The organism is Acinetobacter sp. P37 (assembly GCF_057480965.1).
Genome location: NZ_JBLIYY010000016.1, coordinates 1 through 14,068 on the forward strand (window position 1 = coordinate 1; position 14,068 = coordinate 14,068).

Annotated in this window: 12 protein-coding genes; 11 read left to right on the forward strand and 1 reads right to left on the reverse strand. The window is 39.9% G+C overall.

Going from position 1 to position 14,068, the window contains the following annotated elements:
* Positions 1-340: 340 nt before the first annotated feature.
* The 7 genes from AC25JC_RS13585 to hisC all read left to right on the forward strand — a co-directional run bounded on the left by AC25JC_RS13585 (position 341) and on the right by hisC (position 7,430).
* Entirely contained in the window at positions 341-1,795 is a 1,455-nt protein-coding gene (locus tag AC25JC_RS13585) for an RNA polymerase factor sigma-54 (RefSeq protein WP_486924240.1), read from the forward strand.
* A 169-nt stretch (positions 1,796-1,964) separates the two neighbouring features.
* Positions 1,965-2,297, forward strand: a complete 333-nt coding sequence (gene hpf / locus AC25JC_RS13590; RefSeq protein ID WP_078191195.1) for a ribosome hibernation-promoting factor, HPF/YfiA family — start codon at positions 1,965-1,967, stop codon at positions 2,295-2,297.
* A gap of 135 nt (positions 2,298-2,432) precedes the next feature.
* Entirely contained in the window at positions 2,433-2,684 is a 252-nt protein-coding gene (ibaG, locus tag AC25JC_RS13595) for a BolA family iron metabolism protein IbaG (RefSeq protein WP_180034593.1), read from the forward strand.
* A gap of 6 nt (positions 2,685-2,690) precedes the next feature.
* A complete protein-coding gene (gene murA, locus AC25JC_RS13600) occupies positions 2,691-3,947 on the forward strand; it encodes a UDP-N-acetylglucosamine 1-carboxyvinyltransferase (protein ID WP_078191193.1) in 1,257 nt (418 codons plus the stop codon).
* Positions 3,947-4,648, forward strand: a complete 702-nt coding sequence (gene hisG, locus AC25JC_RS13605) for an ATP phosphoribosyltransferase (RefSeq protein WP_180021457.1) — start codon at positions 3,947-3,949, stop codon at positions 4,646-4,648. Before murA ends, hisG begins: the two co-directional genes overlap by 1 nt.
* A 201-nt stretch (positions 4,649-4,849) precedes the next feature.
* Positions 4,850-6,151, forward strand: a complete 1,302-nt coding sequence (hisD, locus tag AC25JC_RS13610; RefSeq protein WP_162689747.1) for a histidinol dehydrogenase — start codon at positions 4,850-4,852, stop codon at positions 6,149-6,151.
* Positions 6,152-6,332: 181 nt separating this feature from the next.
* Positions 6,333-7,430, forward strand: a complete 1,098-nt coding sequence (gene hisC / locus AC25JC_RS13615; protein WP_111884770.1) for a histidinol-phosphate transaminase — start codon at positions 6,333-6,335, stop codon at positions 7,428-7,430.
* Positions 7,431-7,534: 104 nt separating this feature from the next.
* Here the strand turns inward: hisC and AC25JC_RS13620 are convergent, their stop codons facing one another.
* A complete protein-coding gene (locus tag AC25JC_RS13620; RefSeq protein WP_111884771.1) occupies positions 7,535-8,875 on the reverse strand; it encodes an anthranilate synthase component I family protein in 1,341 nt (446 codons plus the stop codon).
* A gap of 255 nt (positions 8,876-9,130) precedes the next feature.
* On the opposite strand from AC25JC_RS13620, the gene filA reads away from it, so the two are divergent.
* The 4 genes from filA to filD all read left to right on the forward strand — a co-directional run bounded on the left by filA (position 9,131) and on the right by filD (position 14,067).
* Positions 9,131-10,099 (forward strand): putative pilus system protein FilA, encoded by a 969-nt coding sequence (gene filA, locus AC25JC_RS13625; RefSeq protein ID WP_111884772.1) that lies wholly within the window; start codon positions 9,131-9,133, stop codon positions 10,097-10,099.
* Positions 10,100-10,296: 197 nt separating this feature from the next.
* Positions 10,297-11,130 carry a putative pilus system C39 family peptidase FilB gene (filB, locus tag AC25JC_RS13630; protein WP_111884773.1) on the forward strand — a complete coding sequence of 278 codons (834 nt, stop codon included), beginning with the start codon at positions 10,297-10,299 and terminating at the stop codon, positions 11,128-11,130.
* 60 nt (positions 11,131-11,190) lie between these two features.
* Positions 11,191-12,390, forward strand: a complete 1,200-nt coding sequence (filC, locus tag AC25JC_RS13635; protein ID WP_111884774.1) for a putative pilus system protein FilC — start codon at positions 11,191-11,193, stop codon at positions 12,388-12,390.
* A 12-nt stretch (positions 12,391-12,402) separates the two neighbouring features.
* Positions 12,403-14,067 carry a putative pilus system OmpP1/FadL family transporter FilD gene (gene filD / locus AC25JC_RS13640; RefSeq protein WP_111884775.1) on the forward strand — a complete coding sequence of 555 codons (1,665 nt, stop codon included), beginning with the start codon at positions 12,403-12,405 and terminating at the stop codon, positions 14,065-14,067.
* The last annotated feature ends 1 nt before the right edge of the window (position 14,068 follow it).

Consider the following 14,068-nt stretch of genomic DNA (forward strand, 5'->3'; position numbering starts at 1 on the left):
CTTAGCGCTGATGGTAGTGTGGGGTTACCCATGTGAGAGTAAGTCATCGCCAGCTCATTATTCGAAAACACCCCCTGATATGTCAGGGGGTGTTTTTTTATGCGTGAGGGAAAGGGTAAGGTACGAAAATATGGATAGGGAGTTAGAGTAAAATTAATAATATATCAAACTAAATAATTCATTTATAAGGCGAATTGTTCCTAATAAAAGAATAAATTAGCTGAATAATGAGTCTACAAAAGACAAAAAATCGGGCGTTCTGTTCAAAATTATGCTATAAAAAATAAAACGGCATAAAAATTGCTTATAAAGTGCGGTTAATTATAGGGGGGAGTTATTAATGAAATTAGCGATGGGGTTAAAGGTTGCCAATTCCTTATCATTAACACCTCAATTACAACAAGCTATTCGTTTATTACAGCTTTCAAGTTTGGAATTGGAACAAGAAATTCAAATCCAACTCGACAGTAATCCTCTATTAGAGAAAGTTGAAGAGCAGAATACCGTTGAAAGTTTAAATAGCTTGCAAGAACAAGAACGGGAAAATAAAGACTTAACCAATGAATTAAATGCCGATCATTTACCTGATGAGTTACCAGTGGATACAGAATGGGATGATGTATATACCCATCAACCCACAAGTTTAGGCGCTGCTGAATTTGAAGAGCGCGAAGATAATCGGCAGGGGCATCAAAGTTTACAAGCGCATTTGCTTGAGCAAGTTAATCTTTTACACTTTTCTATGATCGATAAACTAATTGCACACTGTATTATCGATGCTTTAGATAACAAAGGTTTTTTAGATTGCGAATTAAATGAAATTACCCAATCGGTTCAGCATCTTTTAGACTCTATGGATTATGAAGAAGAAGTCGAAGATGACGAAGTTTTAGTAGTTTTAAAGCATATTCAGCGTCTAGATCCTGTAGGGGTAGGCTCACGCAATCTTGCTGAATGTCTAATGGTACAAGTTGAAAATCTTCCTGAACATGTTGAATATCGATATGAAGCTATTTTATTATTGAAAAATTATGAGTTGCTGATTACCAATGAATTACCCAAGTTGATTAAGCAAACGGGATTAAATACAGAACAGCTCAAACTAGCCATTTCTTTGTTAAAAACATTAAAAGCGCATCCAGGGCAAGAGTTTGAAGATAAAGATTCAGACTATCAAATACCAGATGTTGTGGTCTTAAAAAAGAATGAACATTGGTTGGTTCAATTAAATCCTGATGTAATGCCAAAACTACGGGTAAATTCTTTTTATGCCAATATGATCAAGCGTGCAGATCAAAGTGACGATAATCAATATTTACGAAATCAAATGCTTGAAGCAAAGAATTTCATTAAAAGTATTGATGAACGGCATAAAACATTATTAAAAGTAGCGACATGTATTGTTGAGCATCAACGAGCGTTCTTTGAACAAGGTCCTGAGGCAATGAAGCCTTTGGTACTACGAGACATTGCCGAAGAAGTCGAACTCCATGAATCCACAGTTTCCCGTGTAACCACAAATAAATATATGCTCACACCACGTGGATTATTTGAGTTGAAATATTTCTTCTCAAGTCATGTTGGAACGTCATCGGGTGGGGAAGCGTCTTCGACTGCAATCCGTGCAAAAATTAAAAAGTTGATTGCAGAAGAAAATACACGTAAACCTTTGTCTGATAATGCAATTGCAGTGTTGCTTAATGCAGAAGGTATTGATGTTGCTCGTCGTACGGTTGCGAAGTATCGTGAATCGTTACATATTCCATCATCTTCAGAGCGAAAAGTGTTGATCTAAATTTGAAAATCTGACTATTCTAGAGGTTCATTATGACGAAATAATGAATCTCTTTTTTTTATAAGGAATAGCCGAAATGATCTGATCGTGTAAATGTATGCTTCGCATATTGAGTTGGATAATTCGGCTTGAACTTTTCAGGTCCTGAAAGAAGGTGAGGGATAGAATTATGCAGATTACAATTCGTGGCCACCATTTAACAATTACGCCAGCAATAGAAGAAAATATTCGTCTTAAATTTGCGGAAATGACCAAACATTTAGATCAGGTCAATAGTATGCAAGTTAAGTTGACTAAAGATCATCAAGTTGATAAACGTTCAAAAAAAGGCAGTGATAATCATATTGCAGAAGCGATTATACGATTACCCGGGACCGAACTTTTTGCGCAAGCGTGCGCTGATGATATGTATACCTCGATCAAAAAATTGTCTGAAAAATTAAAAAAACAATTGCATAAACATCGAAAAATGCAGCTCATTTATATGCCTTTAACGGTTTAGATTGTAAATTGTACAAAAAGAGGTTTTTTATAACCTCTTTTTTTATATATATAATGTATGTGACTAATGAATTATTTTTTAGATTTATAGTAAAATGACGGGTTTTACACCGTTAGTCCTATATGGGGTCTTGTGATGAATAGTGAACAGCTCACTGAAATTTTAAAAGCTGCTTTTCCAGAAGCTGAGGTTGCAGTTAGTGGGCAAGGCGGCAAATATGATCTACGCATCGTCGATGATCAATTTGAAGGCAAACGTCCTGTTGCTCGTCAACAATCTGTTTATGCACCTTTGAACTCCTACATTGCCAGCGGTGAAGTACATGCAGTGACAATTCGTGCAATGACCAAAGAAGAATGGCGCAAAGCAAGCTTATTCGGAGCTTAATAATTAATGGATAAATTTCTGATTCAGGGCGGTACTAAGCTCGAAGGTGAAGTTCGTATTTCTGGTGCGAAAAATGCTGCATTGCCATTACTCGCTGCAACTATCCTTGCGGATACACCTATTACATTAACCAATGTACCAAATCTTAAAGATGTGAACACCTTAGTGAAATTGATCGCAGGTTTAGGTGTTCAAATCAGTTATGAAGGTGATACGGTTAAGGCTGATACTTCTAGCTTAGATAACCAATTTGCACCATATGAACTCGTGAAAACCATGCGTGCATCTATTTTGGTGCTTGGCCCGTTATTGGCGCGCTATGGTAGTGCAAAAGTGTCTTTGCCGGGTGGATGTGCAATTGGTTCACGCCCTGTAGATCAACATTTAAAAGCTTTAGAAGCACTTGGTGCAGAGATTGAAGTTGAAGCAGGTTATGTGCATGCCAAAGTGGATGGTCGTCTAAAAGGTGGCGAAGTTGTCTTTGATATGGTCACAGTTGGTGGTACTGAAAATATTCTAACTGCTGCGGTTCTTGCAGACGGTGTAACGACCATTCGTAACGCGGCTCGTGAACCTGAAATTACCGATCTTGCTAATATGTTGATCAAGATGGGTGCAAAAATCGAAGGTTTGGACACTGATACTTTAGTTGTTACAGGTGTTGAAAGCCTACATGGCTGTGAATATGCCGTTGTTGCAGATCGTATCGAAACAGGTTCTTATCTTGCTGCTGCGGCAATAACTGGCGGTAAAATCAAAACCACGCATACAGATCCAAACTTGTTGGAGTCTGTGCTGGATAAATTTGAAGAAATGGGCGCGGAAGTTACGCGCGGTGAAGATTGGATTGAACTGGATATGATGGGTAAACGCCCGAAAGCAGTAAGTTTCCAGACTTTACCACACCCAGAATTTCCAACCGATATGCAAGCACAGCTGATGGCGGTGAATGCAATTGGTCGTGGTTTTGCCACAATTTCAGAAACGATTTTTGAAAACCGTTTCATGCATGTACCTGAATTAGCACGTATGGGTGCCAATATTCAGGTTGAAGGTAATGATGCTGTTGTTACAGGTGTAGAGAAATTATCTGCTGCACCAGTGATGGCAACTGATTTACGAGCTTCTTTCTCATTGGTTTTAGCAGCACTTGCCGCTGATGGGGAAACGTTGATTGACCGTATCTATCATATTGACCGTGGTTATGAAGATGTTGAAGCGAAGTTACAAGGTTTAGGTGCCCAAATTAAGCGAGTAAGTTAATGAGCGATATGAGAAACGATGATCCCAATTTTGACGTAATGGGCAATTTTGATCATGGTTTAACTTTAGCATTAAGTAAGGGACGTATCTTAAAAGAAACTTTGCCATTGTTGGAAACAGCTGGCATTAACTTATTGGAAGATCCGGATAAATCTCGTAAGTTAATTTTTCCAACGACCCATAAGCACGTACGTATTTTAATTTTACGTGCTTCTGATGTACCAACTTATGTTGAAAATGGTGCTGCAGATATTGGGGTGGCAGGTAAAGATGTGCTGATGGAACATGGTGCACAAAATGTGTATGAACCATTGGACTTAAAAATTGCCAACTGTAAGTTAATGACGGCTGGTAAAGTCGGCATGGTTCGTCCGAAAGGTCGTTTAAAGATTGCAACCAAGTACGTCAATTTAACCCGTCAATATTATGCAAGCTTAGGCGAGCAAGTTGATGTGATCAAACTGTATGGTTCTATGGAACTTGCACCTTTGGTTGGTTTAGGTGATTACATCGTCGATGTTGTGGATACAGGAAACACTTTACGTGCCAATGGTTTAGAGCCTTTGGAAGAAATCTGTAAAGTGTCTTCACGTTTAATCGTGAACAAAGCAAGCTTTAAACGTAAACAAACTTTGTTGAATCCAATTCTTGCACAGCTAGAAAAAGCCGTGGAAGAACGCGAGCAAGCAAAGAAAGCATAAGTTGTTAAGTTTCTAGCTATGCTGATCAAACCGCTCAAATTTGGGCGGTTTTTTTATGAAAACTGAAAAATAATGATAAAACTGTATTTTCACCAATTTTAACGAAAGTTATTTTCAATAAAACTCCACATGAACACATGCGATAGATGTCCACAAGCTGCTGTAAAACAGGTAAACTAATCTTTTCCAATAGATTACCTTGTGGGTAAATTGATGCGACGTTTATCGACTCAAGATCAAAACTTCAAGCAAGCTTTTGCTGACTTGTTGGCTTTTGAAACTGTGAATGATCCAGAACTTTTAAAAACCGTTGACCAAATCATTGCTGATGTTCGTCAGCATGGTGATGCTCATGTTCTTAAATTGACACAGCAGTTCGATCGACATCCAGCGCATCAATTCTCAGAATTAGAGCTGACACAAGAACAGCTGAAAGCAGCATTTGATGGTTTAAGTTCAGAAGTGCGTGAAGCCTTAGAACTTGCTGCGAACCGTGTTCGTGAATTTCACCAAGCACAAAAGCAAGACGGCTGGACCTATGTTGATGCTCTAGGAAATACGCTTGGTCAAAAAGTCACACCGCTGGACCGTGTGGGTATCTATGTGCCGGGCGGTTTAGCTTCTTATCCGTCTTCTGTATTGATGAATGCTGTACCTGCGCATGTTGCTGGCGTGCCTGAAATTATTATGGTGGTGCCTGCGCCGAATGGTGATTTGAATCCATTGGTTTTGGCAGCAGCTTACTTAGCCGGCGTACACCGTGTATTTACCATTGGCGGCGCGCAAGCGGTTGCAGCATTGGCTTATGGTACAGAAACTATTCCATCTGTGGACAAAATTACTGGCCCGGGCAACCGTTTTGTTGCTGCAGCAAAACGTGCAGTATTTGGTCAAGTCGGTATTGATATGATTGCAGGGCCATCCGAAATTTTGGTCTATGCCGAAGGTCAAAACAATGCTGAATGGCTGGCAATGGATTTATTGTCACAAGCGGAACATGACACTGTGGCTCAAGCGGTATTTATTACGCCAGATGCAGAACTTTTAGATCAAGTTGAGCAATGGATTGAAAAGCATTTAGAAGCGTTACCAAAAGCAGATATTGCGCGAACTTCAATCGAAAACCGCGGCGCATTGGTTTTAGTCAAAGACCGAGCGGAAGGCGCCGAATTGATTAACCAAGTTGCGCCTGAACATTTGATGCTGTGCTTAGATGAAGCACAGGAAATGGCTGAAGATATCCGCCATGCCGGCGCAATCTTCATGGGGCGTTATACACCGGAAGCGATTGGTGATTACTGTGCAGGTCCAAACCACGTGTTGCCTACTTCTGGCACAGCGCGTTTCTCATCACCGCTTGGTGTATATGATTTCCAAAAGCGCTCAAGTTTAATCATGTGTTCTGAAGCTGGCGTGAAAACTTTAGCGAAAACGGCTGATACATTAGCGCAGCAGGAAAATTTAGATGCACATGCGCGTTCAGCACGCTATCGTTATCAGTAATTAAATATAGACTAGGTGAAAAACTTAGTTTTCCAAAACTATAAACCTCTCCCTAACCCTCTCCTGAAAGGAGAGGGGAAATCTCATAAAATGAGTATTCCTCTCCCTGAACTAGCTTTAAGGATTCCTTTAAAGCGAAGTGCAAGAGAGGTTAGGAGAGGGTGAAAAAGAGCAAAATAAAATGCCAAATATTACCTCTGAACAAATGCGTTTTTGGAGCCCTGATGTACGTGAATTAGAACCGTACACACCTGGTGAGCAGCCTAAAATCCAAAATATTTTAAAACTCAATACCAATGAAAATCCGTATCCGCCATCGCCAAAAGTGGTGGAAGCAGTACAAAAAGTGTTGGCAAATTCTGCTGATGTTTTACGTTTATATCCAGATCCAGATGCGTCTGAGTTAAAGCAAGCGATTGCAAAACAGCAGCAAGTACCTGTTGAGCAGGTCTTTGTCGGCAATGGCTCGGACGAAGTGCTGGCGCACATTTTTAAAGCCTTTTTTGTGCAAGAACTGCCGGTTCTGTATCCTGACATTACCTACAGTTTTTATCCGGTATATAGCCAATTTTTTGGTATAGCTGCCAATACTAAAATTTTGCCCCTGAACGATGACTTTGAAATTGTGGTGGATGACTATAAACAACCTAATGGTGGCATCATTATTACCAATCCGAATGCGCCTACGAGTATTGCTTTAGGTTTGTCTGCAATTGAGGAAGTGTTGCAAGCCAATCCGAATTCAGTGGTTGTGATTGATGAGGCGTATGTCGATTTCGGTGCGGAATCTGCTGTGGCTTTGGTTGCGAAATATGAAAACCTTGTGGTTTGTCAAACGACGTCTAAGTCGCGTTCACTTGCCGGTTTGCGCGTTGGTTTCGCGATTGCGCAGCCGCATTTAATCGCAGCGCTTGAAGCGGTAAAAAACAGCTTTAACTCTTATCCGATGGATCGTTTTGCGATTGCAGCAGCCGTGGCGTCATTTGAGGATCAAGCGTATTTTGAAGTGCAAAATGCCAAGGTGATTGCGAGCCGTGAAAAGCTTGTAGAGCAGCTGTCTGAGCTGGGCTTTAAGGTATTGCCGTCTGCGGCAAACTTTATTTTTGCATCATTGCCTAATAAAGATGCAAGTGAGTTGGCTGCTGATTTGCGCGAACGCGGAATTATCGTGCGTTATTTTAATAAGCCGCGGATTAATCAATTCCTTCGTATCACCATTGGTACAGATGAACAAAATCAGCGCCTTGTAGATACTTTGAAAAACGATATTTTGGCTTAATCTTTGCAATCTCCGCGAAATGTAAATCTAGCCTAATCTTCCTTTTTTAAAAGGAAGTTGGGATAGATAGATCAAAAAAGCGATTCAATAGAATCGCTTTTTTGTTATTCAGGTTTATGCCAGGTATTTAACAAATCCAGCATGGCTTCGACTTTATCAAAGCATTCTTGATATTCAGCATCGCAATCTGACGCGATGGTGATTCCGCCGCCTGCCCACAGCGAAACCTGATCTTGGTATTTTTGAATAGAGCGGATCAAAATATTCCAAGAGCCTGTACCATCGTGATTAAAATAACCCATCGAGCCGCAATAGGCGCCGCGCGGGGAGCCTTCAAGTTCTTCAATGATTTGCATCGCACGAATTTTAGGCGCGCCGGTAATCGAACCGCCCGGCAGTGCCGACATCAGAACCTCAAAAGGATTTACATTTGTTTTCAGCACGGCTTCAACTTCACTGACCATGTGATGCACTTGGTTAAAACTTTCAATATCAAAAAGTTTAGGTGTTTTTACAGAACCCGTTTCAGCATAAACACTCAAATCATTACGTAGTAAGTCGACAATCATGACATTCTCGGCCATGTCTTTTTCAGATGATTTTAATCGTTGTTTTGAGTGCGCATCTAAAACTGGATCTTCATAGCGAGGCATCGTGCCTTTGATTGGTTTAGTAATAATCTTGCGTTTAGGCTTAAAATCTATAAAAAGTTCAGGCGAACAACTTAAAATTTCAAAATCATCAATACGTAAGTAGCCTGAATATGGTGCATCAGTCAGTGACCAAAATTCTTGAGCGGTATCTAAGAGTGAACCGTTTGCTTGAGCTGTGAATTCTTGTGTTAAATTAATTTGATAGCAATCACCCGCTTTAATATATTCCTGCACTTGATCAAAGGCTTTCGTGTAGTCTGACTTAGACCATCTTGCAGTACATTTTTGTCTTAATTTAAATTGATTCTGAGTGATCTCTGTTTGAATGAACTGATCAATATAGTCGTAAATCTTAGCTGCAGAATGATCTGAACTATAAAAATACCAACCATCATTCTCTAATTTTAAAAAACTGGAAAATTGTCCTAAAAACAAGCGAGGTTGCGCTTTGGCGTGCAAGGAAATCTGTTGCTGCGCTGCATAATCATAGCTAATAAAACCAGCCCAGCCCCCAGAAAACCCGCTGCCTAAGTTTGAACATAAATCTTGGAAGGCAATATTTTGCAAGGGCTGAGTATCAGATTCCTCATATTGATCTAAATTGGTACGGACATAAGCTTTAAGTTCATCATTCTTCAATTGTTGATATTGATTTGCCAAAAAGCAAATAACAGGTTGGTTTTGATCTTCTAAAAAAATCACATGTGACAAGGGCGCAAGCGCTTGCAAAATTTTTTGAGCACTAACAGTTTGTTTGAGAATAAATTTTTTAAAAGAAATTGGTTTTTGCATCAACAGAAAAATTAACTTTAAAGACTAAAATGGATTTTATACCATTCCTAATTCATTTGGTTTGCAAATACCGTTTATCGGTAAGAATTAGATTGCGACCAACAACAGTTGAACAAATTTCAGCTTGGATATAATTTAATCGAGCGAGCAAACAACTCAAGGAAAGATTTAGCAGTTGTCACAAAATAATATTACAGCTGAATAAATCGAGTGGTTGAAAATCAAAAAAAATAAATACTCTTGGGAGAGTACCGTATGAAAAATTTCACTAAATTAGCTCTAGTTTCTTCAATCGCATTTAGTGCGAATGCTATGGCTATGCAAGCAATGGACGATGCTGCACTTAGTTCAACCACTGGTCAAGATGGTATTAACATCGGGATTGGTATCTCTAAAATTGAAATTGAAAAACTTTTCATTCACGATAACGACGGTTTAACGGATACAGCTAAGGGCGGTACAAGTACTGCTGGTGCGATCGTTATTCAAGGTAACAAGAAAGCTGGTGATCCTTTAGAAAATAAAGGTATCGTTATTGGTGCAAACTATGATAACGGTGGAGCTTATCTTCTACCTTCTCGCAATTTAGCTGATTTACGTATTGATACTGATGCTGGTACTGGTGCAAATGGTGCATTCATTAACATCGCAGCTGATGTTTCTGGTTTAGATATTAAAATTGGTGAAATTGGTGTAACAGCATCTGGTACAGCTGGTACTACAGGCATTCGCCGTGGTGGTAAGCTTGAAGGTACAGATGCAAACTACAATGCAATTTTATCTGGTCTTTCTCTAAAAACTGGACCAATGACTGCTAATGTTCAGTTAGGTGCTGCTCCACAAGGGGCTATGATTAAACTGAGTACAACTATGAAGGGTGGTTTAGAAATTAAAGATCTAGGTATCCTTGATGCATCAACTAAAACCGCTACACGTGAAGCAGGTGAAATCTTTATCGAAAGCATCAAAGTTGCTGATGCTGGTAAAACTGACTTAACAATTAATCAAGATGTTCGTATTTATGGTAAAGAAGGCACAAATAATGGTTATATTCAAATGGTAAGTAACTCTGGTCCAATTGATAATTATGTGAAAGGTGTTCATCTAGGAAGTAAAGACGCTGGTTCAATTGGTGATATCGAAGTTCAAGGTTTACAAACGTTCTACAGCCCAGCTATGGGTGTATATAACCAAGGTTCTGTAATTACAATTTCTAGTAAGTAATTTAGCATAAAAATAAGGCGCGTGTTGATCACGCGCTTTTTTTTACAAAAAAGTGCGGAATGACCCAATAAAGCATAAAAAAATGCTGTTTTTTTATAAAAAAAAAGGTATCTTGCATAATACATGGATGTAGAGCAATAGCTCTAAAAAATAATGAAAAAAGGCACATCATTGCCGATAACTAAAAGTTAGAAGATATGTTAGAGATAGCAGTAGGCTCGGCATTGATGTATTACTTTGCCAAAGAGTCCTTTGATTTAAAAGAAAAGCCAGTCGGAACAGTTCACTATACCGAAACATTGGATTCACGAAATGATTCCTTTACTCGGATGCACCGTGAATCTGTAAAAATTAAACCTGCCATAGAAGATCAATTTCGAGGCATCGTTCGGCAAGCTTATGACTACAGTTGTGGTTCAGCAGCCTTAACCACTTTATTAAATGGTTATGTCGGGACACAGCTAACTGAACAACAGACCATGAATGGTTTGCTGAAATTTGGTGAAACTGAAAAAATCATCGAACGTCGAAGTTTCTCCTTATTAGACATGAAACGTTTTGTCGCTGCTGTGGGGCTAGACAGTGGGGGCTACAAAGGTGAGTTTTCAGATCTAGTTAAGCAAGGTCAGCCTGCGATTGTTCCCATTTCATATGCTGGTTTTAAACATTTTGTGGTTTTTAAAGCCTATAAAGATGGGCGTGTTTATGTTGCAGATCCAGCACTGGGCAATATCAGTTTCGATGAAGTTAGATTCCAAGAAATATGGGAAAACAACACATTATTCTTAATCAACGTTGCGCCTGAGCAACGTAAAAATTTATTAGCTTTGCAAGATTCAGACTTGCGACATGTTGAAGATGCAACCGTCAACCGTTATGCATTGGTTGATATTCAATATCCGCAGTTTTACATGGAAAAAATTGCAGACAAGGCATCTACGATACGACTTGATAAAAACATGAATGAAGAGTCGGAGTCTTATGGTAAATCGAATTACAACTTTCTAAGGCTTTACTACAAGAGTAAATAATTAGATGAAAGCGTATAACAAAGTGTCAGGATTAAAAAAATAACAACGGTGGGAAGGAACATGAATCGTAAATGGATGAACAAAACACTACTAGCCATGAGTATTCAGGTGGTGATGGGGGTTGCCTATGCAGCTGAAGAGCCAAGCCTTGGAGAATATGATCCAGTTGAACAAGAGACAGTCGTAGAAGAGTCTGTATCTCCTGCTACTGTAAACCAAGCTGATAATGCACAAGAAGCTGCTGCCGAGCCTGAAATTGGACAGTATGAATCTGTTGAAGAGCCAGTACAATCTGAGGCACCACAAGTCGAAAGTGCTACTGCCACTGAAAAGGCATCGACAGCACTTCAACAGCAAGAGGGTGATGCGAGTCAAGAAGCTAACTTACAGGAAGTATTTAGCTCGAATGAACGTCAGTATTCATTGATTAAAAAAGGTGAAATATCATCTTTTTACGATATCGATTATACCTATTACCGTGATACTCAACTTGATATGGAAATGGCACAAGGCCAACTTTATCAACTCCGTGTACAAGAGAATGCAACACACTCAATGACCAATACATTTACCGTGCAATACGGTGTAATGGACAATTTGACATTCTCTGCATCTCTGCCTTTAGTAGCGAAAACTGACTTATTAAAAGATACTTCAACCGCGGGTTTAGGGGATATTTCTTTAGGCGCACGTTGGGAACCCTTCCCATTGAAGCAAGGTCGTTTGCCACTGATTTTATTTGGTAATTTATCTACGAAAACAGGTGATAGTCCATACGAAGTCAATGCAGTAAATGATCTAGCAACAGGTAAAGGTTACTATTCGGCAGGTATCGGTGCGAGTACGCGTAAATATATTGACCCTGTTGTGTTGTTTGCATCTGTTTCAGCTAACTATGGTTTCAAAGAAACGGGTTTAAACCAACGTCGTGGTACGCGTGTCATTGAAGAGTTTGAACCGGGAATTAGTGGTGGTTTTGCATTCGGTTTTGCATACTCGTTTAACTACGATGTTTCCCTCACCATGTCATATCAACAAAGTTTCAACACTGGCGCAGAATTTACGTATAGCAGTGGCGAATCCTATTCACCTGCAGACCAAACCAGTTCAACTCTAGCAATTTCTTTAGGTGTACGTGTATCTCCAGATACGATTGTGAACGGTACGGTGGGGCTAGGTTTAACTGAAGATGCACCAGATGTGTCTTTAGGACTTTCTTTCCCGTTAGATATTCTAGGTTTTGGAAAAAAACTTCGTTAAGAGGGCTGTCGTATGCGTAAAATTCGACTCAGCCCACTTTTTAGTGCGATCGTTTTAACGGGCTGTTCTAGTGCTGCTTTTGCACAATTGGGTACCAACCTTTCAGTTGATGTACGGTCACTTGCATTAGGGAATGCAGTAACTGCTGATCCTCCGGGGATTAGTGCCGTGCATTTTAACCCTGCAGCATTAACTAAAATTGAAGGTTTGCAAACCGATATGCAGGGGATCATTGCAAACTTTGATATTCAACGTGAATTTACCGTCCCTGCGGGTTATAACGTCTTTGGTTATTCAGATGACCCAATGGTCTGTAATGATGGCCCTGAAGTAACGGCAGATATTTGTACGGACTTTAAAGATAAGGTTTCTGGTGATGTTGAATATGCATCCCTATATGTACCTGTCTTAAAAAAGATGGTGGATTTTGGTGCTGGCCAACCCATTGCCGCACCAACGATGGGGATTGCCTATAATCCACCAGGTTCTAAAGCAACATTTGCATCCGCCGTTTATGCGCCTTTGATTGCGGGTTTTGGTGCTGAAAATGGCAACCCAGGTAATTTCATGGGGCAACAAGTTGCTCTAGAGCGTATTACTTATCTATCGCCAACTGTGGGTTATCAAGTTAGTGATGAGTTATCGATTGGTGGTGGTGTAGGGATGTCCTATCAAGCCATTGGATTGAAATCAGATCTACGATTTCCCAATGAGTTGATCGGCATGTTAAGGATGATTGATGAAGTCGTCTGTACGCCATTCAAGGAAAATTCGGACATTATTACCGACATCTTGCTATTGGGGATGTGTAATACCGAAGAAGGAATGAATCCATTTGGCAAATTTGGTCAGATGGAATTGGCTTTAGAGCAGTCACTGAGCCCAAGTTATAACTTAGGGGTTTTGTGGGAGCCACGCGAAGATTTTAGTTTTGGTATGGTGTACCAAAGCGCTGCGAAAATGCGCATGAAAGGTCGTTATCGCATTCATAATGCAAAAGCGCCTCAGGAGATGATTAAGGGATTAATGTCATCACCAACAGGTCAAATTTTAGCTGCAATTTTGGGTTTCCCAAATGCCGTGCCTAACTCGGAGTCGGGTTTGGTTTCGATGGATTTTGAATATCCACAGCACGTACAGGCCGGGATCAAATATAAGGTTATGCCTGATTTACAAATTAATTTTGATGTGGGCTGGACCGATTATCGTGCTTGGGACAAATTCCGTTTTGAATTCGACCGTCAAATTTCAGCGCTGAAAATTGCAAAATTATTATCTGAAAATGTGACCGATAATTCTTTGGCCTTACCTTTGAAATTTACATCGCCTTGGAACTGGGGTATTGGTATTGAATATTCTGCAACAGATCGTTTGAAATTACGTGCAGGTTATGAACCAAGGAGTACGTCTATTCCTGATGGTAAGCGAAATACCATGGTCCCGATTAATGGTGCGCAGCTCTTTGGTATGGGGATTGGATATCGTTTTGATGCAGATACGGATTTAGATTTATCAATCGGCTTTTTACGCAGTAAAGATAACATTCCAGCGAATACTAGTAGTCTTGCAAACTTAACCGGTGTGAATAACTTACTTTTAAACCCATATGCTGGACTGAATGTAAAAACCGATACGAAAATCACCATCCTAGGATTAAATTACAGAACTCGTTGGTAGG